General features: G+C 49.1%; 28 protein-coding genes and 2 pseudogenes. 9 read left to right on the top strand and 21 right to left on the bottom strand.

Features of this window, described 5'->3' with window-relative positions:
- From HALA3H3_RS20270 to HALA3H3_RS20295, 7 genes are all read right to left on the bottom strand, one after another.
- Positions 1-542 (bottom strand): transposase (locus HALA3H3_RS20270; protein WP_238326097.1); only part of this gene is annotated, 542 nt, incomplete at its 3' end.
- Positions 543-570: 28 nt separating this feature from the next.
- Positions 571-915, bottom strand: a complete 345-nt coding sequence (gene tnpB / locus HALA3H3_RS20275; RefSeq protein WP_016915087.1) for an IS66 family insertion sequence element accessory protein TnpB — start codon at positions 913-915, stop codon at positions 571-573.
- Positions 912-1,202 carry an IS66 family insertion sequence element accessory protein TnpA gene (gene tnpA / locus HALA3H3_RS20280; protein ID WP_022519766.1) on the bottom strand — a complete coding sequence of 97 codons (291 nt, stop codon included), beginning with the start codon at positions 1,200-1,202 and terminating at the stop codon, positions 912-914. The genes tnpB and tnpA overlap by 4 nt, the downstream gene beginning before the upstream one ends.
- Positions 1,203-1,283: 81 nt before the next feature.
- Entirely contained in the window at positions 1,284-1,835 is a 552-nt protein-coding gene (locus tag HALA3H3_RS20285; protein ID WP_022523365.1) for an ERF family protein, read from the bottom strand.
- Between the two features lie 22 nt (positions 1,836-1,857).
- Positions 1,858-2,028, bottom strand: coding sequence for a hypothetical protein (locus tag HALA3H3_RS26950; RefSeq protein ID WP_022523366.1), 171 nt, complete (start codon positions 2,026-2,028; stop codon positions 1,858-1,860).
- 121 nt (positions 2,029-2,149) lie between these two features.
- Positions 2,150-3,118 (bottom strand): DUF932 domain-containing protein, encoded by a 969-nt coding sequence (locus HALA3H3_RS20290; RefSeq protein WP_022523367.1) that lies wholly within the window; start codon positions 3,116-3,118, stop codon positions 2,150-2,152.
- Between the two features lie 93 nt (positions 3,119-3,211).
- Positions 3,212-3,553, bottom strand: coding sequence for a hypothetical protein (locus HALA3H3_RS20295; protein ID WP_022523368.1), 342 nt, complete (start codon positions 3,551-3,553; stop codon positions 3,212-3,214).
- Positions 3,554-3,708: 155 nt separating this feature from the next.
- Here HALA3H3_RS20295 and HALA3H3_RS20300 point away from each other — a divergent pair, with 155 nt between their 5' ends.
- The 3 genes from HALA3H3_RS20300 to HALA3H3_RS20310 all read left to right on the top strand — a co-directional run bounded on the left by HALA3H3_RS20300 (position 3,709) and on the right by HALA3H3_RS20310 (position 6,790).
- Positions 3,709-4,158 (top strand): LexA family protein, encoded by a 450-nt coding sequence (locus tag HALA3H3_RS20300; RefSeq protein ID WP_022523369.1) that lies wholly within the window; start codon positions 3,709-3,711, stop codon positions 4,156-4,158.
- The gene (locus HALA3H3_RS20305) at positions 4,155-5,432 is read left to right on the top strand and encodes a Y-family DNA polymerase (RefSeq protein ID WP_053857051.1); all 1,278 of its coding nucleotides are present in this window, start codon (positions 4,155-4,157) and stop codon (positions 5,430-5,432) included. Before HALA3H3_RS20300 ends, HALA3H3_RS20305 begins: the two co-directional genes overlap by 4 nt.
- A 653-nt stretch (positions 5,433-6,085) precedes the next feature.
- The gene (locus HALA3H3_RS20310) at positions 6,086-6,790 is read left to right on the top strand and encodes a YagK/YfjJ domain-containing protein (RefSeq protein ID WP_022523371.1); all 705 of its coding nucleotides are present in this window, start codon (positions 6,086-6,088) and stop codon (positions 6,788-6,790) included.
- A 104-nt stretch (positions 6,791-6,894) separates the two neighbouring features.
- Here the strand turns inward: HALA3H3_RS20310 and HALA3H3_RS20315 are convergent, their stop codons facing one another.
- The gene (locus tag HALA3H3_RS20315) at positions 6,895-8,514 is read right to left on the bottom strand and encodes a YfjI family protein (RefSeq protein ID WP_022523372.1); all 1,620 of its coding nucleotides are present in this window, start codon (positions 8,512-8,514) and stop codon (positions 6,895-6,897) included.
- 252 nt (positions 8,515-8,766) lie between these two features.
- A pseudogene (locus tag HALA3H3_RS27870) lies at positions 8,767-8,919 on the bottom strand (IS3 family transposase); the annotation flags it as partial.
- Between the two features lie 547 nt (positions 8,920-9,466).
- On the opposite strand from HALA3H3_RS27870, the gene HALA3H3_RS20320 reads away from it, so the two are divergent.
- Positions 9,467-9,676, top strand: coding sequence for a helix-turn-helix transcriptional regulator (locus HALA3H3_RS20320; protein WP_022523373.1), 210 nt, complete (start codon positions 9,467-9,469; stop codon positions 9,674-9,676).
- Positions 9,677-9,680: 4 nt separating this feature from the next.
- Here the strand turns inward: HALA3H3_RS20320 and HALA3H3_RS20325 are convergent, their stop codons facing one another.
- The 3 genes from HALA3H3_RS20325 to HALA3H3_RS20340 all read right to left on the bottom strand — a co-directional run bounded on the left by HALA3H3_RS20325 (position 9,681) and on the right by HALA3H3_RS20340 (position 13,237).
- Positions 9,681-10,454 carry a hypothetical protein gene (locus HALA3H3_RS20325; RefSeq protein WP_022523374.1) on the bottom strand — a complete coding sequence of 258 codons (774 nt, stop codon included), beginning with the start codon at positions 10,452-10,454 and terminating at the stop codon, positions 9,681-9,683.
- A gap of 962 nt (positions 10,455-11,416) precedes the next feature.
- The gene (locus tag HALA3H3_RS20335; protein WP_022523377.1) at positions 11,417-12,265 is read right to left on the bottom strand and encodes a hypothetical protein; all 849 of its coding nucleotides are present in this window, start codon (positions 12,263-12,265) and stop codon (positions 11,417-11,419) included.
- Positions 12,266-12,457: 192 nt separating this feature from the next.
- Entirely contained in the window at positions 12,458-13,237 is a 780-nt protein-coding gene (locus HALA3H3_RS20340) for a transporter substrate-binding domain-containing protein (RefSeq protein ID WP_022523378.1), read from the bottom strand.
- A 146-nt stretch (positions 13,238-13,383) separates the two neighbouring features.
- Between HALA3H3_RS20340 and HALA3H3_RS27475 the strand changes: the two genes are divergently transcribed.
- Positions 13,384-13,545 (top strand): type I restriction-modification system subunit M N-terminal domain-containing protein, encoded by a 162-nt coding sequence (locus HALA3H3_RS27475; protein WP_022523379.1) that lies wholly within the window; start codon positions 13,384-13,386, stop codon positions 13,543-13,545.
- Between the two features lie 201 nt (positions 13,546-13,746).
- On the opposite strand, the gene HALA3H3_RS27170 is transcribed toward HALA3H3_RS27475, so the two are convergent.
- From HALA3H3_RS27170 to HALA3H3_RS20365, 5 genes are all read right to left on the bottom strand, one after another.
- A complete protein-coding gene (locus HALA3H3_RS27170) occupies positions 13,747-14,115 on the bottom strand; it encodes a hypothetical protein (RefSeq protein ID WP_027959652.1) in 369 nt (122 codons plus the stop codon).
- 75 nt (positions 14,116-14,190) lie between these two features.
- Positions 14,191-15,858, bottom strand: a complete 1,668-nt coding sequence (locus HALA3H3_RS20350) for a phosphoethanolamine transferase (protein WP_022523381.1) — start codon at positions 15,856-15,858, stop codon at positions 14,191-14,193.
- 24 nt (positions 15,859-15,882) lie between these two features.
- Positions 15,883-16,569 (bottom strand): phosphatase PAP2 family protein, encoded by a 687-nt coding sequence (locus HALA3H3_RS20355; protein ID WP_022523382.1) that lies wholly within the window; start codon positions 16,567-16,569, stop codon positions 15,883-15,885.
- A complete protein-coding gene (locus tag HALA3H3_RS20360; protein ID WP_022523383.1) occupies positions 16,551-16,928 on the bottom strand; it encodes a diacylglycerol kinase in 378 nt (125 codons plus the stop codon). Before HALA3H3_RS20360 ends, HALA3H3_RS20355 begins: the two co-directional genes overlap by 19 nt.
- Before the next feature lie 74 nt (positions 16,929-17,002).
- A complete protein-coding gene (locus HALA3H3_RS20365; protein ID WP_022523384.1) occupies positions 17,003-18,196 on the bottom strand; it encodes a glycosyltransferase family 9 protein in 1,194 nt (397 codons plus the stop codon).
- 293 nt (positions 18,197-18,489) lie between these two features.
- Between HALA3H3_RS20365 and HALA3H3_RS20370 the strand changes: the two genes are divergently transcribed.
- The 3 genes from HALA3H3_RS20370 to HALA3H3_RS20380 all read left to right on the top strand — a co-directional run bounded on the left by HALA3H3_RS20370 (position 18,490) and on the right by HALA3H3_RS20380 (position 21,438).
- Positions 18,490-19,152, top strand: coding sequence for a response regulator (locus HALA3H3_RS20370; protein WP_022523385.1), 663 nt, complete (start codon positions 18,490-18,492; stop codon positions 19,150-19,152).
- Positions 19,149-20,561 carry an ATP-binding protein gene (locus HALA3H3_RS20375; RefSeq protein ID WP_022523386.1) on the top strand — a complete coding sequence of 471 codons (1,413 nt, stop codon included), beginning with the start codon at positions 19,149-19,151 and terminating at the stop codon, positions 20,559-20,561. Before HALA3H3_RS20370 ends, HALA3H3_RS20375 begins: the two co-directional genes overlap by 4 nt.
- A 187-nt stretch (positions 20,562-20,748) precedes the next feature.
- Entirely contained in the window at positions 20,749-21,438 is a 690-nt protein-coding gene (locus tag HALA3H3_RS20380) for a VIT1/CCC1 transporter family protein (protein WP_022523387.1), read from the top strand.
- A 107-nt stretch (positions 21,439-21,545) separates the two neighbouring features.
- Here the strand turns inward: HALA3H3_RS20380 and HALA3H3_RS20385 are convergent, their stop codons facing one another.
- The 4 genes and pseudogenes from HALA3H3_RS20385 to HALA3H3_RS27485 all read right to left on the bottom strand — a co-directional run bounded on the left by HALA3H3_RS20385 (position 21,546) and on the right by HALA3H3_RS27485 (position 23,511).
- Positions 21,546-22,115, bottom strand: coding sequence for a cytochrome b/b6 domain-containing protein (locus HALA3H3_RS20385; RefSeq protein WP_009288075.1), 570 nt, complete (start codon positions 22,113-22,115; stop codon positions 21,546-21,548).
- Positions 22,116-22,128: 13 nt separating this feature from the next.
- Positions 22,129-22,410, bottom strand: coding sequence for a PepSY domain-containing protein (locus HALA3H3_RS20390; protein WP_022523388.1), 282 nt, complete (start codon positions 22,408-22,410; stop codon positions 22,129-22,131).
- A 156-nt stretch (positions 22,411-22,566) separates the two neighbouring features.
- A pseudogene (locus tag HALA3H3_RS27480) lies at positions 22,567-23,079 on the bottom strand (DDE-type integrase/transposase/recombinase); the annotation flags it as partial.
- A 39-nt stretch (positions 23,080-23,118) separates the two neighbouring features.
- Entirely contained in the window at positions 23,119-23,511 is a 393-nt protein-coding gene (locus HALA3H3_RS27485) for an MFS transporter (protein ID WP_022523390.1), read from the bottom strand.
- A 497-nt stretch (positions 23,512-24,008) separates the two neighbouring features.
- Here HALA3H3_RS27485 and HALA3H3_RS20400 point away from each other — a divergent pair.
- The coding region (locus tag HALA3H3_RS20400) for an MBL fold metallo-hydrolase (RefSeq protein ID WP_238326125.1) at positions 24,009-24,499 on the top strand (491 nt) is incomplete at its 3' end.

The following is a 24,499-nucleotide window of genomic DNA, read 5'->3' on the forward strand; positions in this document are numbered from 1 at the left end:
ACGTTGAACGGGGCCGGCGTGGTGATGGGCTTGTCACTCCCCTTGCGCCGGAACACCGGGCGCTCCACCTTCAGCACCACGTAACTGGAGGCCCGCTGGGCCAGCCGGTAGGTGGTCTTACTGCCGATTACTTCGTACTGATCGGCCTCCGGCCCTGTCAGCTCTGGCGGCAGATACTCTATGACTTCCACCGGCACATCAGAGGTAAAGCGCAGACCGGTGTCGTTCAGGCAGCCATCGTCGCGCTGCTTCTTGCCGGTGCCACGCTGATAGGCCTTGATGGGGCGTTCTTCTTCGTCAGCAGGCGGCGCCGGTAGCGGCGCTTCCTCTGGCTGGAACAAGCTGTCCTGCCCGGGAAGATCGAACACCTGCTTCTCGGATTTGGGACCGAACAGCTGCTTTTTGAACCAGTCCAGTTGATGCGTCAGCTGACGAATCGCTTCTGCCTGGGCTCCCAACTGCTCCCGCAACACGGCATTCTCCTCGGCCAGAGCCGAGTAGGAAGGTGCATTGGAAGAAGGAGCGGAAGCGGTTGAATTCATGGCCGATATTATATCGAAAGTCGGCCTTCTATACCCCTCGAAAACGCTTGAACTGGCGATATTTCTGCACCTCGATGCCATCGATCAGCAGTTGCAGATCCGTCAGGGTCAGGGCTCGCTGCCCGGAGGCGGATAACGGCACCCGGAACTGGCCCTGCTCCAGGCGCTTGGCCCACAGGCAATAACCGGTGGCGGTGAAGTACAGCATCTTCATCTGGGTCTTGCGACGATTGACGAAGACGAAATACTGGCCACTGAGCGGGTCGTGCTTCAACTGATTCCGAACCAGGGCGCTCAGGCCCCGGAAGGATTTGCGCATGTCTGTGGGTTCGGTACATAGCCAGATGCGCGCCTGGCTATCGAGCCCGATCATCCGTTCTGGCTCAGCCGTAGCTCGACGCCGTTACCCAGGCTGAGCACAATATTCCAGCCTAAGCCGGATGATGGCGACGTGCCCATCAGTGACGACAAATCGAGAAAGCTGGCTTCTCCAGAGTCTGTCGAATTATCGGTCGGCTGATCGGACAGGCGCTTTCGCCAGTTGCAGAAGCTGGAATAGCCAATGTTCTCTTGTTTACAAAACTGCGAAGCTGACAGACCACTGTCACGATGCTGGTCAACCAGGGCCTGCCACTGTTCCGGGGTGCGGTGCTTTCTCATGGGGGTAACCTCGTGTGGGCAAATGTGAGGTTACTGTAGGGCGAATGTCAGCCGGGCGGCAGGACGTCTTAGAATGAACGCTTACCGTGTAGTGATATTGAGTAGGGCGCAGAGCACGTAGCGTTTCCCATAGCTGGTAGAAGAGCCAAACGCCTGTACGGCGTTTTTATTACCGCTTATATCAGCGGGGAGCAGCATGCTAGTCTCTTCGCGATGGCCATCCTTGTGCATCAGAACACCGGTGATCTGAATACCGCGTTCCTGGGTCTGAATACGAAAGCTCACCGCAAAGCCGTGTTTCTGCATAATGGGGCGAACGGTATCGACGATATCCTCCAAGGTGGCGTAACAGCCGTTGTTAGCCTGCCCGCGCTCCTCAATGCTAGGGAGTTCGGTCTGCATCGCTGCCATGGCCGCGCTATAAGCCATCATGGACTGGCGATCCATCACCCGTTCCTGCATCTGTAGCAAGCGCTCCATTTTGTCGATATCGACGTCCGGGTTGAGTGCCGCGCGCTCAATCACTTGGATAATGGCCGTGCTCTCAGCGAGATGCGGGGTGGGTGCTGCAGGAACTGCTTGTAAAGAGGATGCAGACGTCTCGTGATTTACCACATTAGTTTTGGTGGCCATGACAAGGCTCCTTCAATAGGGGTTAAAGGTCGGCGGGAAGCTCGCTGGGAGGGACGAGGCATAGGTGCAGCTCGGTGCGATATAGCTGGCCCTTTGCCATCACGTAGGTCTCGGCATAGGTTTGATCCTGGGTAAGCAGTCGTTCCGTCAGTTGGGTTAATGCGATATCTAAATCGGGGCTAAGAGAGGCCATGGTGTTCTCCACGTAAAAAGCGATAAGCCCAGCCTGGTAGGGGCTGGGCTTATCGCGCTATCCAATGAGGGGTAAGACAAAAACTAAGAAAATTAGCAGTAAAATGATGAGAAACAGCATGTCAGCTCACCATCGCAAGGGCCGTTTTTAGCGCCTCTTGCTTCAGCTGCGCCCCTTGACCAAACCACGCGGAATCCAGGCGGGTATCGTTGCTACGCGCACGCTTGTCGTGATCCACGTACTCGGTAACGGCATTGAGCAAGCCCCACGCAGTGTCTTTGGCCGTGTCGAGGTGGGAACCGCGGCCTTCGCCGTGGTAGAGCTTCTGCACCTTATTGAGGGCCCGGTAATTGGGCAGCTTGGAGGGGTCGTCTATCGGCTTATCGATACCGCAGAGCACCGACTGAAAATACTGTTGCGCCTCGCGGTGATCGATCTTACGTTCCGCTAACGCCTTCATGCGGTACATGAAGTCATTCCACTGGGAAACAGAAATACCCAGCTGGCTTTTTACCGCACGGGGGTCGAACTCTGACCGATGGGGTACCTTCACCGCCTGCGACGTTCCATCGACGGCGATCTGCAGCGTATTGTTGCACACCACTCGCACCGTGGTGGGTGTCGCCATGGTGGCTAGCGTGCCATCACAGGACGTTGCCAATAGCAGGTAGTCGTTGACCTCATCCTGGCCTTTCAGTGAGGTGCTTAAGCCGCTGCGCGCCAAGGCCCAGAACTTACGACCGCCTTTCAGGACGCCAGCGGTTTCCAGTTCATACCCGGCGTATTCCGTCAGATCGCGGTAAAACTCCAGAATTTCTTCGGGCTGCACCACCTTATAACGCTGGGATACGACCGATAGTGGCGCTTTGGTATCCGAGCGGTAGAGCACTTTTTGCTCGGGAAACGAGTGAATACTGCCCAAGTGGCTGGCACCCTCCGCAATAAAACGCACCGGGGCTTCTTCAATGTGCCAGTTCATACCGGCCTGTTGCTGCCAGACCTCTAGCGGTTGTTGACGGGATAGCTGTTGCCCCAGGCCGTGCCAGGGGGTAGCGCCAACGTAGGCCATTTGTTCAACGAGATGGGCCATGATGAAAACTCCTAGCAATAAAAAAAGCGCTGACGTTAATCGCCAGCGCTTCATGGTTGGAAAGTAAGGGGTATGTCGCTTTGTGGATACGCATTAGTGCGATGTGCTGAAGGGAGGGGTTAATTGCCGGAAGCTATGACCGCACGATACGCACAGCCAGGGCGTTCCTTCACCGAGCGGTAGCTTCTGCGTGAAAAACAATTCTGCGGCACGCGAGCCTGCTTGACTGCCGGAAAAAGCCCCCATCACGGCAGCGGTCAGTTTGGCTAACGGAAAGCGGGAGGAGGCATCCGATAAAGGGGACGTTGGGGTATAGGATGCCCGCCACGCACCAATGGCTCCGCCCACTAGGCGGCTGCACACCGTGCCGATGCGTTGGGCGGTTTCAAGGTTAAGCGTGCAAGCGGCTGCACAGTAGAGGCAAGGCGGGGACATAAACAACACTCCTATAGGCGTCAAAGTGATCCCGTGTGCAGGATTCATAGGGGTGATATAGATCTGTAATTTTTTGGCTTTGACCTTTGAGTGGTTGCTTCGATAAGACTCTTTACTGATACTGTTCATAAGTACAGTAAAAGAGGGAGTCTATTATGTCATTGAACGTTTCACTGTTGGGCCGGGCAGATGCCGCGGCCTCATCATTACCGTTACCGCTTTACTCCAGTGCCGTACGCGCTGGGTTTCCGTCACCGGCGGATGACCACCTGGATGCCGACCTGGATTTGCACCAGTACGTGGTGAAACGACCGGCAGCAACCTACTTTGTCAGGTCGGAGGGCGATTCCATGCTGGGCGACGGTATTCACCATGGCGACCTACTGGTGGTTGATCGCAGTCTGGAAGCGCTGCCAGGTCGCATCATCGTTATCTGCGTGGACGGTGAGCTTACGGTAAAACGCTTGGAGCGAGTGGGCCAGCGCACCTACCTTCGGGCCAGTAACCCCGCGTATCCCCCCATTCCTATTGATGGTCGCGAATCCCACGTTTGGGGTGTCGTGACCCATGTGCTTCACAGCTTCCCCGGGGCAACGCTGCAATGATGGCGCTGATTGACTGCAATAACTTCTACGTCTCCTGTGAGCGGGTATTTAACCCGTCACTGGAAGGCCGTCCTGTAGGAGTGCTATCCAATAACGATGGTTGTGTCGTCGCACGCTCTAATGAGTTAAAGGCGCTGGGCGTGGAGATGGGGGCTGCTATGCACCTGTTAACGCCAGACGTACGTCGCCAAGCCGTGCTGTTATCCAGCAATTATGCGCTTTATGGCGATATGTCCCAGCGGGTGACCGAGGTGCTGGGCGAATTTTCACCCCATGTGGAGGTGTACTCGATTGATGAGAGCTTTGTAGGGTTTCAGGGCTTTGATGAAGATACGCTGGAACAACGGGGCCAAGCACTGCGAGATACAGTGAAGAAGTGGACGGGCATTCCGGTGTCGGTGGGATTTGCGCCAACGCGAGTGCTCGCCAAGGTCGCGAACCGTGCCGCTAAAAAGCACCCCGCTTATAAAGATCAAGGCGTGTGCAAGTTACTGGCTGAGAGCCCGTCTACCAAGGCGTTGTTGAAGCAGTTGCCGGTGACTGACCTATGGGGCGTTGCACGCCGCACCGGCAAGCGGTTACGCGTCATGGGTATTGAGACTGCCTGGGATCTACGTGAAGCTGACCCGAAACATATCCGGCGGCATTTTAGCGTGGTGCAAGAGCGCATTGTGTGGGAGTTGCGGGGCCAATCCTCCATTCAGCTAGACGACATGAGCCAGCCCAAACAGCAGATTATGGTCTCCCGTTCGTTTGGACGACTCACCAACGACCCCCATCAGCTACGGGAAGCGTTACGACACCATGCCGCCAGGGCGGGTGAAAAGCTGCGCAAGCAGCACAGCGTGACCAGTGCCGTCATGGTATTTATCCGCACCAACCCGTTTCGAACCGATTTACCGCAATACCATCAACGCGTGATGATAACCCTGGAACGGCCTACCGATGACAGCAGGGAGATTATCGCCGCTGGAGTAAAGGGGCTCCGGCGACTCTGGCGCAAGGGATATGCCTATCATAAAGCCGGTCTAATACTGCTTGACCTATCCCCTAAGGCCAACCGGCAGCTCACTCTCACCGAAACCCCGCAAACTGATGAAGAAGCTAAGCGCAGCGAACGCCTGATGGCGACGATGGATAAGCTTAATCGGGAACTCGGAAAAGGGGCGATACAGATGGGCTTACCACGGAAAGATAACGCCTGGGTTTTACGCAGCGAGCGGCGCACACCTCGTTACACCACACAATGGAACGAGCTTCTGGTCGTTAAGTAGTTCTGACACGTTTTAATGGAGCTGGTAATGCTAAGGAAAGTGTCATTTAAGGAAGAAAATACTGACAGGTATGATTATCTGAGCAGATGCCGAGCCTAATAGGCTTTAAGTTTTCTTATTGAAAAAAATGGAATTATTTTTATTTAAGAGAGAGCTTATGAAGAAATCATGGCCTGTCAGCAGCCCGCTTACCACGCGGGTTTGGTCATTTGATACTCATGGCATCTATCCGATTTAAATGACGGTAATAGTATTATGCTCCTTTGAAGGGTTAAAAATAGTACCCATGGAGGAGACCTACAAGCCGACGACCTTTCTTCAAGACAATAGCCGTAAAGTCACGATAAGCCATACTCATATCCTCATGGCAAAGAATCCAAGTGACATTTACCGCTAAGCAAGTCGTGCTTGTAACACACTTAACGGTTAGCCATGTAGAACCCAGCTCTACAACGCTAAAGCGATAAGGTGACGATCGCATGATGCTCACAGGTGCCTGCTAGAGCATTTCCTATTACGCCGAGATAACCGCGTTTGCTAACGGGTTATCACTTCAGCGTTTTTATCAATCCAATGTTTACACTTTTGCTACGGGTAATGACACGGTATCAAAGCCGTGGGTATTTCTGTGCGTGAGTGTTAGGAGTTTGAAGATGAACACTACTTTACCGAACGTAGGCCAACGTAATCGTAAACGCCATCCTGATAATCCAGCTCTAAAGCTATTTTGGGAATGTCGTTACCAAGATATGCGTGTGCTTACTCATGAAGGTCCTTTGATCGAAAACTATCTAGAAATATTGCTTCGAGTAATGAATCAAGCACGACAGGACTGCCCTCGTATATTTGCAGTCCGCATCGATTTACTTTTTCCTGCGGAAGGGTATATGGGCTATTCAGGCTGCGACAATGCATGTGCTACTTCATTTATTAGTCATTTGCTTTGGGAGCTAGATGTTGCAAACACTAAGTATCCCCACAAAATGCGCTACACGTGGTGTCGCGAGCAGGTAAGCAGTATTCATCATCATTACCACGTTTTGCTGCTTTTAAATGGAGAGGCCTATAAAGGTCTTGGCTACTTTGGCAAAAGTCATGGTGGAGGTTTTGATCGTGACAACCTCTACCACCGAATCGTACGAGCTTGGTCAAGCGCGATAGCTTGGCCATTAGAAGACATGGGAGGCCTAGTTAATGTAGCCACCGATAGTGTTACCGAAAAGAAGTACCTGTGGAATTTCTATCAAAATGACCAAGCTGCTTTTGCAGAAGTCTTTTATGGAGCTAGCTACATGTGTAAAGCTTACTCGAAGCCTATCAAGCAAGGGTTTCGTTGTTTTGATGGAAGCCGGCATTAATAAAGCAGGTGAGGTTAGGTAAATAAGGTTCAACTAATAAAAGTTGATGGAGACCGAACGACTTTGAGCTAGGTCGTTCGGTCTCCCCCAATGGGGTGATCGATTTAACGATGTGATGTAGGCTTAACTACTTCATATGCATAGGGCATTATGGGTATGGAAGGAATCTCCTTCAGCTTATATTCTGGACGAAAGTCATAACCGGTTTTTAACTCTTGATCCCGATATAAAGTAAGTTCTTCAATGTAGTAATCAAGACCATTTTTTAACTCAGGTTCATGAGGGTGGATGATTGTTTCCTTGAATAAAATTTTAGAGTCATAAGAGTAGATTAAATGCCCCATTTTCTCTAAAAAATCCAATGCTGCACTCCTTTTAGACTTGCTGCGCAAAGTGTTGTGGCCACGCTGAGCAATAAGAGAGTTTGTAAATGTGTAAGTGTCTCCTTGTAAGTCACTAAGTCTTCGGATGTCTCTGGCAAGCTGATTGGCGAGAATAACTATTTCTGGTGTGCCAGCAATAAATTGCAAGTAGTGGTTAGAGAATTGTTCACAAAGCCGGAAAGCATAGTCAAGGGTGCTAGTTTTGATATCTCCCTCAAGGCCTTCAAATGTATGCAAAATGGCAGCAATACGTGAGACATTATCCATGAGTTTATTAGCGTGATCCAGCGCATTACAGTATTTTCGGTGCTTAAGCATTTCATGCTCGACCTTTAAATTTAACTGCTTCCAGTGGGACTTGGCAGAAGGGCTAAATTTCACGATGTATTTTTTATTGCCTTCCTCAAGCGCATCAAAGGACGATTCTAGTAGTTCTTTGCATCTTTGAGAATAACGAGCTACAGTGGCCCCATCCGGTGGAGTAGTGTCCCTCGTTCTATTTCCAACCGTAGATTCTGCTTGCATAAAGATTAGTCGGGCAAGAAATCCGTTGCTCTTTGCCTCCTTACCACGGTTATTCAAGAAATTTTGCATTCTTTCAGGTTGTAGCATTAAAGATAATGAGCATCGAGGGTGTTCGACATAAACATCCTCTGACGTCTTTCGGTCTACAATAATCGGAGATCCACTCCAAATGCTGTTAAGGTTAGTAATGTCTTGCATAACTTTACCATTAAATACGCCGTCAGCCTCACTTGAGGCCAAGCAGCCAAATGGAACATTCTTATATAAGTTATAAGACAACGCAGAAGGTGTGATGTCTTCATATATAAATCTAGGCTGATTAGGAGGTTTTGGTTTATTTTTGACTAGCTCCAATTGATGCAACTCGATGTCAATCGTTGGTTTTCCTTCTTTAATAGCGAGTCGATAAATTTTTTCTAGTTCCTTATAGGCGATGTCGTAGTTCGATTTTTTAAGATTATAGACCTTAATCGCCTCATAATGCTCTTTCATTTTTAGGGACTGAAACTGTTCTATCGGTTCAAATGCTGCTTTAAGTAGGGGTGTTTTACCACAGCCAGACTCTCCTGTAACGACTACAAAAATGGAGGTGGGCATTAGGTGCTTATTGGGCTTTTCTATATCAACTATATTCTGTACAACTGTTGCCATAGAAGAGAGGAAAATTGCTCGCGCCATTCCATCGTCAATTTCTAAAGAACTAGAAACTTCGTTGACGATAGACTCATAAATTGAGTGCTCTTTAAATTTAGGCCACTCGCCGGTGGTAGTAGCGTTGGTGATATTGTGGTGTGCCTGATGCTCATCAGTATACATGTCGATATTCCTTAATCGTTGCTAAACCTGCGAAGGTTTGCAGTATTAGCAACGATGTAGGCTTTATCAAGACGTTTTTTTAACGACTTTTGCGATTAAACAACATTGGACTTTATTGGACATATTTTTATAGAAAAATATTTATCAACGGTAGTTATTACCTTGAAAAAAATTAGCTATTGGTAACCAAAGCATACTGCCGTCCATCAGTAACTGAGCTTACCCAGCAAAAGAGAACAATAATTTAAGCGATCATTCGTGCTTAAAAAAAACCACTGGGCTAATCTGTTCAATCTCACTGTGCCGACGTTGCTTTTTGTCTTCCAGTTCAACGTATTCAAATATCTGTCTTCGCATCTCATTCGTATCAAAACGTTCAGCATGAATTACTTCAGCCTTGAGGCTATGAAATAAACTTTTGGAACAGGCACTATTATTAAAGTTTTATATGGAGCTCATGCTCAGCTTAAACTTATACTTGGTCTGAAGAAATTGATAATACGTGGAGAAGTACTGACTAAAAATACGAATGCATTATCACATTTTTAAGCATTTTACGGCGCAAAAGGCCATCTTAAGTGCATCGCCCCCTAAACCTGTCCTAATGGATTCGCTTATTACCCGAGGTGATAAAACGGCCCAAGGGGCTGTGTAAACCGAACCTTTCATAGCAGGGGTGTAGCCAAAAGTTTACTTCGCTAGATAGCGACTTATGTGATTTACCACCCCATATGACAAGCGGGATCCTAATTTTGAAGCAATGGAATGCCCCAGATTGAAGGCATATTAACAGTCATTTTTTTTTAAAAAATTTCACAGCTAAAGCCTCAGTATTTTTTTACATAGCTGATTTTATTGTGTTATTTTGCATAAAAGCCAATTATTTCCATAGCGAGACTGGTGGTGGTGGGCGGATCTACACTGTCGATATCAACTCACAAGGAGCAAGATCATGAGTAATATCGAAACACCAATCACTGTTCTACGTATGAAGCAGTTAGCGCCAAAACTTGGTATTAGCCGTTCTGGTATTTACGAAAAAATAAACCCGGATTCACCTTACTACGATCCTACATTCCCAAGGCCTTTCAAACTGGGAAAATCGGCAGTGGGATGGTACGAAAGTGAAGTTAACCAATGGCTTATGCAGCGTCGTGTGTAAGTGGTTATATCTTTGTTGAAGGCTTTTTCTGGCGGTGAGCAAAATATAGCTCTCTACATTGCTTATCATTTTTTAACCAGGTGGTTAGCCAAGTTTCAACATCAGCTTCTGTTGTATCAGGATCAACGTCGGATCCACTGCTTATGTGCCGCTTAAATATGAGCGGCGCTAGTTTGCTGGCGGCATTCTTCATGGCTTGCCAGCCATTCTTAGGCACCTGAGATACTAATAGCTCCTTAAAATAAGGCTTTAGATATTGACGGTCATGATAACTACGCTTTCCGGCAGTACGGTTACTGTTGGACTTAGAAAGCTTTTCCTCCTCATCAAGGTCTAGCTCGATTTTAAGCTCAAATTTTTTGTATTCGATGAGCGCAGCCCATGCATTTTCCTTATATCCACTCTGGAAAAGCAGGTCAGAGCATAGAATCCAGGTCATTGCTTCGGAAAAAGTTTTCTGTAGTTTGCTGCTTTGGAAGTTGGCACCAAGTTGCCTATTTATAAGCTCTTCGCAGGATTCTGCATTTAGACCGCCTTTTAATGCCTGGTAAAATGTTTGGTACTCTTCTAAAAAGGCTGATATCTGTTTCTCTTCAGGCTTGTCTTTATCGTAATAATTGCCGGAGGAGTAGGAAATATGTAGAAAAGTCTTGGCCTCTTCAATGTGATGGTACAATGACATTTTCGACTTCACATAATAAAAGTCATCAACATCCATCATGAAGCCAGGATGTTTTGATTCGGGGATGGAGTTAAAAGTACTCAGTGGGTATTTCATGGGAGATTAGATACTCAGTTGTACAGAATCTTTATATATGGCCATGCAAAAGCCTGAAGATCAATGTGACATTCAGCAATTAGGTGATTACCAACAGCAAAACGCTGCAACCATGATGACGAGGCGATGTAGAACGTGAGTATTGCCAGTGCTGGAGCCGGAGCAAAGCCTTCAATTGTGCCTAGCGTAAAAAGAGGGGCTATTTGAAGTCGCTAGTTTAAAGCTGAGTAGCCTCACATCTGAAAATTCCCACAGCGACTACCCTGCAATACAACCAAGCAGGGTGCCATCATCGTACTGCCAGGTGCGAGTAAACCGAATTGCCGCTCCTGAGTAACTAACCTACGGAGATGATGACCATGTCAAAAAGTAAGACACCCATGACTTCGGCTGCTGCCTCACGAATCCAGAGCCACACAGCGAAATCAAACGGGGGCACTGTACCGAAGGATTCCTTCAGCGCAAGAGCTAGCAGCGCAAGTACACGCAGCGCCCCACGGAATCAGGGGAAGAAGTAAATAGTTCTATGGCTCAGGTTGGTCAGTGGTCAGCTGGGCCATATGCTCCCAGTATTTTGGGTACTCTGAAAATTTATTCACTAACCATTCCATGTCTATTAGCTCAGCGAGGGACGGAGCCTGCTGCATGAGACCTTGCAGTTTGGCACATTCGTACTCAATCCATTTCGTCCATGCGGTTGCTACGCGGGTCATAACAAATGGTAGAAATGCGTCATAAGCCTCACTGCTTAGGGATTCAAGAAAAATTGTAAGGTGCTCAGATTTTGGAATAGCACCTCTCCGCCACTGCTTCCAAAGAGACAGGCGTGAGTCATTGGCTGCGTCTGTAATTTTTTGAAGTGTATCTGCAGAACTCTCAGTGGACGGGGACTGTTTAACACGTGTTTTCGGTATGGCTGGTAAAGGCATGTGAAGGGCCATTGCACTGTTCGTCACTGGCTTTTATCCAGCATCCAAAAAAGCCCTTCGCCAGTAAGCGTACAGCCTTTCAGTAGGAGTGATCAGCTTGCCTTGCCTCATCAGTGGCAACATTCGGCCCATAGCGCCGTGGTTGACCAAGGCATCATCCAGGCTGGCTGACAGTCTCAGTGATTTTCTAAGTGGCAACATATCAGCCATGAAGTTAGTCAGCAGTTGGTGGTAGAAATCCACCCGAAGATTAAAGGAGCATTTGAGTGCTTCTGCTACTTGCTTGAGCGTTCTGGAATGCCCTGTCAGATTGGCGTCAATGATGACAATGCCATAAGCCTGGATTTGTTGTGGGGAGAGGAGGGTGTAGTGTTGGCAGGCTTCGCAGAAGGCTATGTGTAAGAGAGCTAGCCGCTTTTCATTGGGCGCATCATTCTGGAGTGCCAGCATCATTTGGCTCTCTGCTTGGGCTCGCTTCTCCAAAAATGCGAAGGTTCGGGGGAGTTTTAGCTTCTCTGTCTGGTGACGGTTGATACCATTGAGGAAGCCACTAGCTTGAGCACTCCATTTAGCCCCATTGGTGCCATTGACGAGAGGTTCAACTGGAGTGATCCCCTCGATGAGCTCATTAAACCCCATGCCCTCTGCAGCTTCATAAATGTTTGCCTTGATCGTTGCCGCAGAGCGCGGTGTCACACCAACCTGACAGGCCTTTCTAAGGGTTTTTAAGTCTGGTTTGTGCTGCTGATTTTCTTTCTGCATCCAGTAAAGCTGTGTATGTAATTCCTTGGGGCCGCCCAACCACCCTATAAGTTCGGAAACTGGTGGAATGAAGGGAAATAGGGAGCCAAGAATATCGATTTTGACTTTGTCTTTTGTCATGATTTAAACCAAAGTATACCCAGATCCAAAAGACGCGAGCCTTTGCATCGAATCTCTTTGTAACTGTGACTGAGAAAGATAAATCCGAAAAGCCCTTAAAAGGGGGCCATCGCCAACTTTTTGCTCCTTGAAAATTAGCACTAATAAAGATGCCCCATCTATCTGCAACAAAGCTGACAATGAATTGCAACGTTAGATTTTGATGTCGTAGTCGACATATTTATTCATTAGCTTGTCGTAGGTGCCGTCTTCCTTGATTTCACTTAGTGCTTCATTGAACTGTTCGGCTAACGCTTCATTGCGTGGGTGGAAAGCTGCTGCGACACCATGGCCGAAATAGCTTTTGGGGTCACGAATCAAAGCTGAACTGGTAACAACGCCACTGCCTTCCTGGTCAACTTGCAGAGACGACAGTGCTAACGGGTAATACATAAACGCCGCGTCGAGGCGCCCCGACTGAATGTCTACCGCTAGATCTTCGCCAGTCGCATAGCGGCGCACGTCCACCAGGTCACCGTAGGTGTCGGTGATATAAGCATCACGAATAGTGCCGCGCTGTACGCCCACTGATAGCCCTGCAAGAGTGGTACGGTCTTCAGTATCGATTTCCTTGCCTACCTGGGTCACCCACACACTCGGGTTGCTGTAGTAAGGTTCAGAGAAGAGCACCTGTTCACGGCGTGCATCGGTAATCGCCATTGAGGAGACGATAGCGTCATATTTGCGTGCTAGCAGGCCTGGGATAATGCCATCCCAACTTTGCTCGACCCATTCACACTCACGTTCTATACGCCGACATACCTCTTCCCCTAGCTCAACCTCAAACCCCGTTAGAGAACCGTCGGGAAGGCGGTACTGAAAGGGCTCGAAAGGAACATCAACAGCTAGCCGTAAGGCGGAGTCGGAATAGGCGGGAAGCGCGAACATTAATGATGTTAGTGCCGTAGCAACCCCTAGTTTCAATTGAGACATGATGCTTTCCTCTTCTTTTTATATAAGTTTTTTTTAAAGCTACCACGCTGCCTGTGAAGGGTCTACTTAGCATGCAAGTACTCGGTTGGAGGCACAGATGTGTATGATAGTGGCCATTTATTGTCATCAAATATGGGGAAGCATCCGTGAAAACGGAAAATCACTCACAGCTTGCTGCTTTTATCTGGTCGGTCGCTGACCTTCTACGCGGTGATTTCAAGCAGTCCCAGTATGGCCGCATCATTCTGCCGTTCACGCTGCTGCGCCGCCTGGAATGCGTGCTGGGCCTACCAAAGCCGAGGTACTAAAAGCCGCTGAGGACCACCAGAATAAGCCCGAGGCGGTGCGTGAGAAGCTGTTGCTGCGCGCAGCCAATCAGCCATTTTTCAATGCTTCACCCTTTAGCCTGATAAATCGCCCCAGGTTTCGTAGACACCTCCAGGCCTTATACTGGACTACCAAGGATGATTATTTTATGGAGTTGGCGTTGAGGGTACTTATTAGGTGCGCTACCCTAATAAATATAAAATTATTAAGGTTCCAACTCCTGCAATTCCCAATGCGTCTAGCGTATCTGTCAAATCATTTTCAACCATTTTCAATACACTGACAGAAAAATAGCGTTCAAATAACTGTGATATTCCATTTGACGTTACACTTAATACGCCGATGATGATCTCGATGTTTTCAATACCGGTTAGCCACAGCAGAGTCGCTAGTAAAGTAATTAAAACAACGCTGGCTCTAAAGGAAAGCCATTTAGCAAAAAGAATAGAGGTATCGACACCGCCTACCAAGCTTCCTGCTGTTGCCTTTTTTTTGGGTAGCAGCCGTCTCCAAAAACCTTGGTTGGAGTCCAATAGTAGCGATAAAACCATGTGCATACACCAGAATAATTGAGCAGAATGGAGAACAGCTTGACATGCAATACTTAACGATCACTTAAGCATTCATTAATTGGCGAGGCTCCGGCACGTTTGGCTAATATCTTCTGCCTGCTGATATACGTCCGTTGCTACGCCAAGCAATCCCAGCACGCTGTGAAATAAGTTATCGTGGGAAGCGGCTTGATCAGAGACTAGGCGTAAGCACTCCGTATCGAGTCTTCGCTGCTTTGAAAATGAGTTGGAAAGCCACCAAACCATAGGCACATGAGTCTGTTCGTCGGGGGCAATGGCGTAGGGAATGCCGTGCAAATAAAGCCCCTTTTCGCCCAGTGATTCACCATGATCAGAGAGATAGATCATCGCAGTTGCGTAGTCTTCCTGACGCTTTAACATCTCAATCACCTGATCCAACACAGTGTCGGTATACAGAATGGCATTGTCGTAGCTGTTGGTAATGTCGTCTCTTGAGCACTTGGCTAAATCAGCGGTGGTGCAAGCGGGAACAAAACGTTCGTAGTCATCAGGGTAGCGTTGGTAATAGCTGGGGCCGTGGTTGCCTAGCTGATGCAGCACAACAACCTGATCAACTGAGGTACCGCTAATTTGCGTGGTCAAGGCTTGAACCAGTGCTTCATCCAAGCATCGCCCATCTTGACACAAAGAAGCATACTTCTCTGGCGAGAGCGCTTCTGTCGTCACTCCGTCGCAGACACCTTTACAGCCTGACTGGTTATCAAGCCAGGTGACCTCTAACCCGGCGTGGGCTAATACGTCCAGCAAGGATTCATATTGCTGAGCATACGATTTAGCGTAATCGGCACGCCCTGGTAATGAAAACATGCAGGGTAATGAGACCGCTGTGCTTGTACCGCATGAGGAAACATCAGAAAAATTGATAACGTCAGGCTGCTGGGCAAGTTTGGGTGTGGTTTGGCGTTCATAACCATTTAACCCCCAATTCGCCGCCCGTACCGTTTCGCCCACCACGATGACGAGCAGTTTGGGTTTGTCACCCGCTTGTGAACTGATACTGGCGTCCTCACCCACCGGGGAACGCACCGTATTCGCGGAAGCGTGTTGGCTCGAAAGGGCCTGCGCCATCGAAACAATATAATTACCTGGGGTCACCAAGTAGCGTAGCTCTTTATTGTTGCGCATGAGTGACGACACTTCTTGGTAAGATAAGAAAATTGCTAACAGCAATATAGCAGTGCTGGCAAGGCAATAAGCTAAGCGACGCAACACTGCCTTCTTCCAGGTTGACGGTGTGATTTTAACGCGCCAAATCATGACGGTAGGCAAGCCAAAAAAGATTGCCAAATGAATCAGTAAACCAGCGGTGAGAAGTTCCTGTGCTTCGTTAGTGTCCGTTTGAAGCACATTGTCTAGCATGGAGGTGTCAAAATAGGTGCCGTAGTAACTGGTAAAGTAACTGACAAAGGCGGCAATCAGAAACAGCAAGGTTAATAAAGGTTTTACCAGCGTTCGAAAAGCAAGGCTCACGAAGATCAAATAGTTAAGGCAGGTCATCACCAAAAACATATTGGCAAAGGTTAGCCACGTCTGGACGGCAAGAGGGTCATAGCCAGCAAAGGCTTGTTGCCAAAAAGAGACATTGTAAAAAACACTGAATATGACAACACCCCATAAGACAAGCTGCTCCGTACTTAATGTGGGGCGATAATGCCAAGCGGTGCCTACAATTTTTGAAGGCAATGACAGCAAAGGGGGCATTGAAAGGCTCTCTATATGAAAAGATTAATGAACGCTGGGGGGTAATAAGAATCTTGAAAGGACAAAGCTTACGGTCCAACAAATCATGACGGTCCAGAGGTCATGGGAGAGAAAGTGCGCCCCGCGGAACTGTTGAGTGATCCCAAACGTAAGGCCAAGCCCTAAGCCCAGTGCAAGCCCTGCCCATCGCCAGTGGGGCCGTATGGCGGCAAAAAAGAAGTAGAGGGCTATCCAGGTATACCCTGCGCTGGCATGCCCGGCGGGAAAGCAGGCGGACGCTGGCATTGAGGAAGGCCGTATGCTGAGCAAGCCAATAAAGTCGCGTGCCCCACCATAGCGAACTAAATCCCAAGGGCATTCCATGCTCACTAGGTGTTTAATCGTTGCTACAAGTAGCGCTGAAAGAAGCGTTGCGGAAAAAAGATATAAAAGCGGCGTGCGATACGCTTTAAGACGAGTAACCACGGTGCTTAGTATTAATAGGAGGAGTGTGGCTAAACCCATCGCCAAGCTTAGCCATTTACCGCCTTTGTGAAGAATATCTTGGGTAATTAAGGTGTTTTTCCATGCCCAAGCATTACCCTGAAGGCGATATATAAAGTCCGTTATCGTAAAATCTATGTTTAGAGTGCTGAAGGCTGACATGGCGATTATAAATAAAAGCCAGGCGGATGCTACGGGTTTGAAAGAATTTAGTAGAGCAGCACGCATAGCCACACACCCATCATCATAAAAATGGTCATCATGACGGCGGCAGCCCCCATGTCTTTAGCACGCCCGCTAAGTTCGTTATGTTCTAGTCCAATACGGTCAATGGTGCTTTCGATGGCGGAGTTAATGAGCTCCACTATCACTACAAGGGTGAGTGAAGAAAACAGCAATGCTTTTTCCACTGAAGTGGCATTAACAAAAAATAAAAAAGGGTAGAGGACGAGGCATAGCATCACCTCTTGTCTAAAGGCAGACTCATTTATCCAGCAAGCTTTTAAACCCGATACTGCATTCATAGAAGCGCGGAAGATGCGTTTGAAACCCGTGCCATTGGGTTTTGACGTCGTTGAAATAGGCAAGACAGTACTCTCGATAACGTAACAGTAGGGTCACTATAAAGTGCAAAACTTAACGAACAGTTATGCGCTTTAATTCAGTGGCTAGAATGCAAAGGGGCAGCGCTGGGTGGTGGTGTTACCCACTGTGTTGGTTGATTTGTTGCCGAGGCCGATTGAACGGGATCCGTTGCGTTTTGTCCGTTAAGATTAGTGCGTATGGCTTCTATTACCGTGCTGATTTCTGGGTGCCACAGAATAGTGTCATAGGCTTCTCGTGGTACGAAAGCGAGTGATTTTTTTTGGCGTACCAGGGAAATGGTGGCGACATCGAGTGCTGCCGCTAAGTGCATAGGCCCAGAGTCTGGCGTCACGAGTAACCGCGCACGTTCCAAAACCGCGGCAAAGTGGCGGATAGGAAGCGGTGAGCATAAGCTGCCATAAAGTGATGACTTCAAACGCTTCTCAATAGGTGCTAGAAGCCTAAACTCCTCCGGTCCAAGAAATACAATATAGCGTATTTTACGGGCTTCCATGGCATCGATAAGCATTAACCAAAATTCCAACGGCCAACGCTTGTTTTGATGCCCGCCTACGAAGATCGCAATAAAATTTGTATCTGGTGGTTGTTCGCTATGAAGGCTGGCTAGCTGTTGTATTTTCGTTATTGCCTGATAGCGTTCCTGCTCTGTTATCTGGAGCAATGGCCGGTTACGGCAAGCAACACCGAGCGGACGTGTTAAGTTAACGATGGCATCGTAGGCATGTGATGACGTACCTTCCGCCTCAATGCTGTACCAGCGCTGGTGACCTTTACCTGAACCCATGGTGTACCGTGCCCCTATTAACCGGGTCACTATAAAACCGCTCGTTGATCCTCCACTCACTTGTACCGCCAGGTCATAGCGTTGTGCTCGTAGACGTCGTAATAATGTCACACACTGCCAAGGTCGAAGAATGGCGCTTCTCGACAGTAAAAAGAAATAATCAACAGGTCGTTGTTGCAACAGTGGCCATGTTTTATCAGTCGCTAAATAGTCTATGCGCGCGGAAGGAAAACGTTCACGAAAAGCATCGATGACAGGGGTACTAATTAGCGCGTTGCCTAGACGAAAATTGGGGCGAATAATGAGAATTTTTTCTACGCCCACAAGGCTGTCAATGGTTTCTGGTGTAGGTGCTTTGAGGATATACCGTATGCCTCCCAGTAAATATTGCTTCATTCTTTTTTCTAAAAAACGGGCCATTATTTTTAAATAATAGTTTGTTCTAATAAGTGTTAGTAATTGCATGTTATGGCGCTCTCTCAATTAATAAAAAATAGCCTGCCCACGGTTGCGACAGGGCATAATCAAAATAACTGTCACTGAAGGCACTGCTTGGGCTTTGCCCATGGCGAAAGAGGCAGCATGAGCCTAAATAACTTAAAGAAGAGTTAAACTGCGTAAGAAGTTCGAAAAGATAGGGTGGTTGGCTTACTGGTTGCATTCAGATGAGGTTGCTTTTTGAGAAGTAAGTTACCCTATTTAAGAAAAGCTTAAGTTTTGGTAGCCAAGATAGCGGCTTGTCGATTGAGGGAATCAGCATGCGTGCACTACTAATAGAAGATGATCCCTTGCTTGGGGATGGCATCAAGACGGCGCTGGAGCGCGAGGGCTACGCGGTTGATTGGTTTATGCTTGGCCGCGAGGCAATCAGCGCTATCGGCAGCGAGACCTTTAGTGTGATTATTTTGGATCTTGGGCTGCCCGATATGGACGGTATGCAAGTACTGCATTTACTCCGACAGCAATCTACTCTGCCTATTCTTATTTTGACGGCCCGTGATGCGATGGAAGACCGTATTGGGGGTTTAGATGCGGGGGCGGATGATTATGTGCTCAAGCCTTTCAATTTGCAGGAGCTCCTCGCCCGTTTGCGTGTCGTAATGCGGCGCGCTGAGGGGCGGGCCTCGCAAATATTGACGCTGGGTGCACTGAGTATTGATGAGGCTCTCCATGCGGTGAGTTGGCGGGGCAAAGACGTAAAGTTGGGCCGACGCGAGTATGCCTTATTGCTAGAGCTAGCTAGGCACCCTGACAGGGTGCTATCTCGCCCTCGTTTAGAAAATTTGCTTTACGGCTGGGGCGAAGAGGTAGAGTCCAACACGGTGGAAGTTCACATTCATCATCTGCGAAAAAAGCTTGAAAAACATCTAATTATTAACGTGCGGGGGATTGGCTACCGACTGGATAGCCAGGCGCAATGAGATCGATACGGCGTTATCTGCTTCGCACGCTAGCCATTACCATGGTGGTCGCTGGGGGCGTTGCGGTTACCGCGGCTTACTTAATTACGGATCACGAGCTAGAAGAAATTCTCGATACACAACTCAGTCTGCATAGCCGGATTGTGGCTGGCCAACTCGATCCAAACGCTACCATCGACGACTATGCTCGCCTTGCTGCGCGCATGGGCCTTCCCGCGCATCCAACCCAGCTATATCGTGACGGTATCGCCGTGCCCGTGAGCAGCTCTGAATCAGGTCCCAAGCTTTACCACGAGGAAGAGCTTAAATTAGTACTGGGTTTTTGGAATGCCGATGGCTCACCCAGGCTGTTAGGGGGCAAATGGAATGATGCAGGGCCTTTCCCCGCGCCTTTAGAGGAGGGTTTTCGCTGGGAAAGCTACGATGGTCACCGCTGGCGGGTTTTCAGCATGTTCGATGTTGCCAGCGATACCTGGATCAGCATGGGACTACGGGGTTCGTTTCATGATGAAGTGGTGGAGCGCATCACCTGGAACAATTTATTGCCGATGCTCTTGTTGCTGCCACTCCTTCTTTGGCTGATGAGTAGAGTTATCCGGCGGGGTGTTGCACCCATCCAAGCACTTTCCAGCCAGGTACAAGGTCGCTCCGCCCACGACCTGCGTCAAATCAATAATCCGGTTCCTCAAGAGCTTAATGGATTACGCCAATCACTAAACGACTTTATCGCCCGGTTGAAAGCCACGTTAGAGCGCGAGCGGCGCTTCACTGCAGATGCGGCCCATGAATTACGCACGCCCTTGGCAGCGCTGAGAATCCACTTAGATAATGCGCAGGCAGGGGGAGAGCAATCATTACAAAAGGCTTATGTCGGGGTTGAGCGGCTTCAACGGGTGGTAGAACAGCTGCTCATTTTGGCTCGTTTGGATCAAGTTGCCACAACCTCACCGGCCACTATTGACCTCTATCCGATTATTGCTGAATTGATAGCCGAGCTGTGGCCACTCGCTGATGAGCGAGATCAGCACTTGAGGCTAACAGGCTTAACCCGGTTGGAGGTTCGCGCCGACGAAGTCGAGGTGGGAATGCTCTTTCGTAACCTACTGGATAATGCCTTGCGCTATACGCCGGAAGGCGGTCAAGTGGAGGTAGAGTTAGCGCTTTGGGAGGGGTTGCCTCAACTCACGGTGAGTGACACTGGCCCCGGCCTCCCCGAGGCACTGTTGGATAAAGTCACTGAGCGCTTTCGGCGCGCGTCTGGCCAGGGTACCACCGGCAGCGGGTTGGGTTTATCGATTGTCTCGGAGTTGGCTCAGCGCCAGAACGCACGCCTTACGCTTAGTAATCGTACGCCCAATGGCCTGGCGGTCAGTGTGGTGTGGGAGCAAAACCAACATCAGGATCGCTGATTAGCTTACAGTGCTTTTCTTTGGAACAAGTGATTGAATCTAAATGCATTTCAACCGTTATATGCACCAGAGAATCGCACTGTTGCTACAAGCGCTGGCTAAAAATATGCCCTGAAGGCTGTTGCCACACAGCTATCTGCCACTCTCCCTCTGAAAAGAAAGGGGAAATCAATCACGAGGTGAGGCCATGCAACATACAGAGCACCATCGATCTAACCGTTCAGGTTGGCTGCGCGCAGCCGTCATGGGCGCGAATGATGGCCTTGTCTCGACTAGCAGCCTGATACTCGGCGTGGCAGCAGCGAGCACCGCGCATAGCGACATTATGTTGGCCGGTATTGCGGGGCTAGTGGCCGGGGCTATGTCGATGGCCGCCGGTGAATACGTCTCCGTTAGCTCACAGTCTGACACCGAACATGCGGATCTTGCGCTTGAGCGCCAAGCGTTGATAGAACATTTTGATGCTGAACTGGAAGAGCTGGCAGCGATTTATGAAGCGCGTGGGTTAACACCGGCGCTAGCCACGCAAGTCGCTGAACAGCTGATGGCAAGCGATGCGCTAGGCGCTCACGCCAGAGATGAGATTGGCATCACCGAGACAAGCCAAGCGCGCCCACTCCAGGCGGCCTTTTCATCGGCTGTGACCTTCACGGCTGGCGCCATGTGGCCGTTGCTAATCGCCTGGTGGGCGCCGCCGCCATTGCTTATTCTTCTGGTGGCGCTCTTCTCGATACTGTTTTTAGCCTTTCTAGGGGCGGCGGCTGCCCGTGTGGGTGGCGCGCCGATACTCAAAGCCTCGGTGCGCGTAATGTTCTGGGGCGCATTGGCGATGACCTTGACCTTCGGCATAGGCCGCTTGTTCGGTGTCGTGGCATAAATAAGGGATAGTGCAGCCATTGCTCTGTGTCAAACAGGTCTGAAAAGGCCACTCGTGCAAAATTAAGGAGTGGCCATTATCATTGCATTGTCTTAACAACATCTTAATTAAGACTGAACATCATGAGCCTTAGTGTTGGGGGTAGAGGTAGGGCGGCGGCGATAGCCATGCAACATGCTAGCGATCAAATTATCGCCTTGCTTGAGGCTTTCTACCACAGCACCCAATACATGCAGTGGTACTAGAAAAAGAATCGCGTTGGCCATGAGTTCGTGGGTTTCTTCAACCCAGCCAACCCCCCAGAAACGATCCGTTTCTTCCATCATGTAGCCAGTAAGTCCCAGACCGAGGATTAGCCCAAGCAGCACCAGCATCATGATAGCGCCCAGCGGTGTATGGGTAATGCCGGTTTGCTCTATCTTGCTGTCGCGACCGCGCAGCACACATTGAAGTCGGCTCACGGTAGGCCAAAAGCTCCGCCAGCGTGCACTCCAGGGACCGATAAATCCCCAAAGGATGCGTACGACGATTAATGCCACCAAGGCATAACCGACCCATTGGTGTATATCGCCCCCTTCTTCGGTTAGCCATAAGTTGACGGCTACGCCAGCAACCAAAGCCCAATGTACCAACCTGACCAACGGGTCCCAAACACGGATACGGGTATTATCGGCCATGGTAACCTCCTGATCAGTCTTCGACTTCCTGCTTCACGATGCTGGCATCTACTGGGTTGAAATAGATCTCTACCCGGCGCTCCTGCTCGTCCCAGCCGTATATCTCGTAGCAGTTTCCCTCGGTGACCTTAAATTCTTTGATTTTGTAACCCATCTCGCTGATACGTTCTTCCATATCAGCTTGGCTGATCCATTCGTCACTGGGGGCATCAGTACAATGAGTCTCGGCCAGCGCAGCCGTGCTAGCCGTCAGTAACAACGCCGATGTTATAATCTTAGTGATGTGAGTTCGCATAAGTAATACCTCTTTTCGATGATGGGTGGCTGTGCAAGACATATTTGTCGATTGGCACAAGGATCATCCTAAATGAGGTAACTTATGGCAGGCTTAAAAAAAGGTAAGCAGCAAAAAAACTGATTATTGAGCACGTTTTTCTGGCGCCTGTAGTGGTCAAGTAAAACTGGCCACCGGTTTATAGTTAACCCATTTTTTTCCTCTGCCTGATTCAGGCTAACACCCACATTATGCTGATGAGGCCTAAGCTGGCTTTAATACCTGATTAAATAGTTCACGATATGATGCTGGCTCTCCAAGAATGAGCGATAGCCATACGTCGGCACCCATTAAACCTATAAGCTCCAAAAGAACCGCTCCATTGGCGCATTATCACAGTAATTCCCACGCCGACTCAGGCTTTGTTTTATCAGGCATTTTCAGAGCGTCTGACGGAAACTACAGCTCGTAAAATAGCTGCCCTGGTCAGCTGTGGAACATAACGGCTTTGGGTCGCCCTCGGCTTTTATAGACCATTTTTAATACACAACTGGTGAGTTCGCTATCCGGCGATAACGACTTCGCCCAGCCAACCGGTTTTCTAGCTAATATGTCAATGACAACCGTTAGATAGGCCCAGCGATCTCCAGTTTAGATATACGTGACATCGCTATCCCAAACGAGGTTGGGCCCTTAAAAATACCGATAACGGGTGAACCGACCGCTTGCCTAAGACGTAAAAGCCAGTACGGCACTAACACAAAGCCCATCGCGAAGCCGAACAACGAAAGCCGAATAAAACGCGACCACTGTAACCGAGTGATTGGTGGCGGTGGGGGAAGCATTGCCAGGTGTTAAACGAGAATCCAAGGGAATGAAGTACCATGCAGCCTTCACGCCAGCAGCCGTTAGCACAGCAAATACCATACAAGTGAGACGCCATGCATCGTATAGGAACACGGCGGAGGGCACGGCAATGCTAATACCGATGCTGGTACCAGCATTCATGATGGATATTACACGACCGTGCATCGTGCGACTCACCAATGCCGTCATCGCATCGGTAAGTTTTGGCATCATCAAACCGGCGCAGATACCGCAGATAAACCCACCAATACCCATTGATAGTGCGCATACGACTGACTGAGCAGCGCGAGACCTGCAACGCCTAAGCACCCTGATAATGCCGATCAAGTAGGACGTTAGCCAGCTCGGTAATAATTGACAGGACAAATAGGCCAAAAGTGAAGCATCCAAACCCGTAGCTAATCGCGACCAGTGCTGCACCAAGAAGGGAAAATTCGATGTTCGACAAAACCTTCATAAAGCTATTCGTCTTTCGTGTTTTATCTTGAAGGACTTGCAAATATCGCAATTGACACAATGGAATCCGTGTTGAGCAATAAGATATGTTAATCCCCACTTAGCCTACCCAGATCCAAGTCGCGACAGAGCGGGTATACCCATTGGCTAGCTAACCAGCTTTGTAATTTAACGATAGAATTTTTTTAAAAAAATTATTCTGGAATCATATTCGAAATAAATCTAAGCTTATGAGTTATTTTGATATATACTATTTTCATAATCAAAAAATTAAATTACCTATCTTGGTGATCGCGATGCAATGCCCAATCGTTACGCACTTTTTTGATGAGCCCACCAATACCTTTAGCTATGTGGTTCAAGACTCAGACAGCCGTGCCTGTGCGGTCATCGATTCAGTGCTCGACTTTGATTATGCCGCTGGGCAGACGGACGTGCGATCCGCTGACAACATCATCGCCTTTATTCGCGAACACGATCTCGAGGTGGTCTGGATTTTGGAGACCCATGTGCATGCCGACCACCTCTCGGCTGCGCCATACCTGCATGATCAGTTAGGCGGTAAAACCGGCATTGGCGCCAACATAGTGAAGGTGCAGGAGATATTCGGTAAGGCGTTCAATGCGGGCAGCGAGTTTGCCCGGGATGGCAGCCAATTTGATGCGCTGTTCGAAGAAGGGGATACGTTTACCATTGGCCAATTACAGGGCAATGTTCTGCACACTCCTGGGCATACGCCCGCCTGTTTAACCTACGTAGTGGGCGATGCCGCCTTTGTAGGCGATAC

It is taken from the genome of Halomonas sp. A3H3 (assembly GCF_000982975.1).
Taxonomy (GTDB): Bacteria; Pseudomonadota; Gammaproteobacteria; order Pseudomonadales; family Halomonadaceae; genus Vreelandella; species Vreelandella titanicae.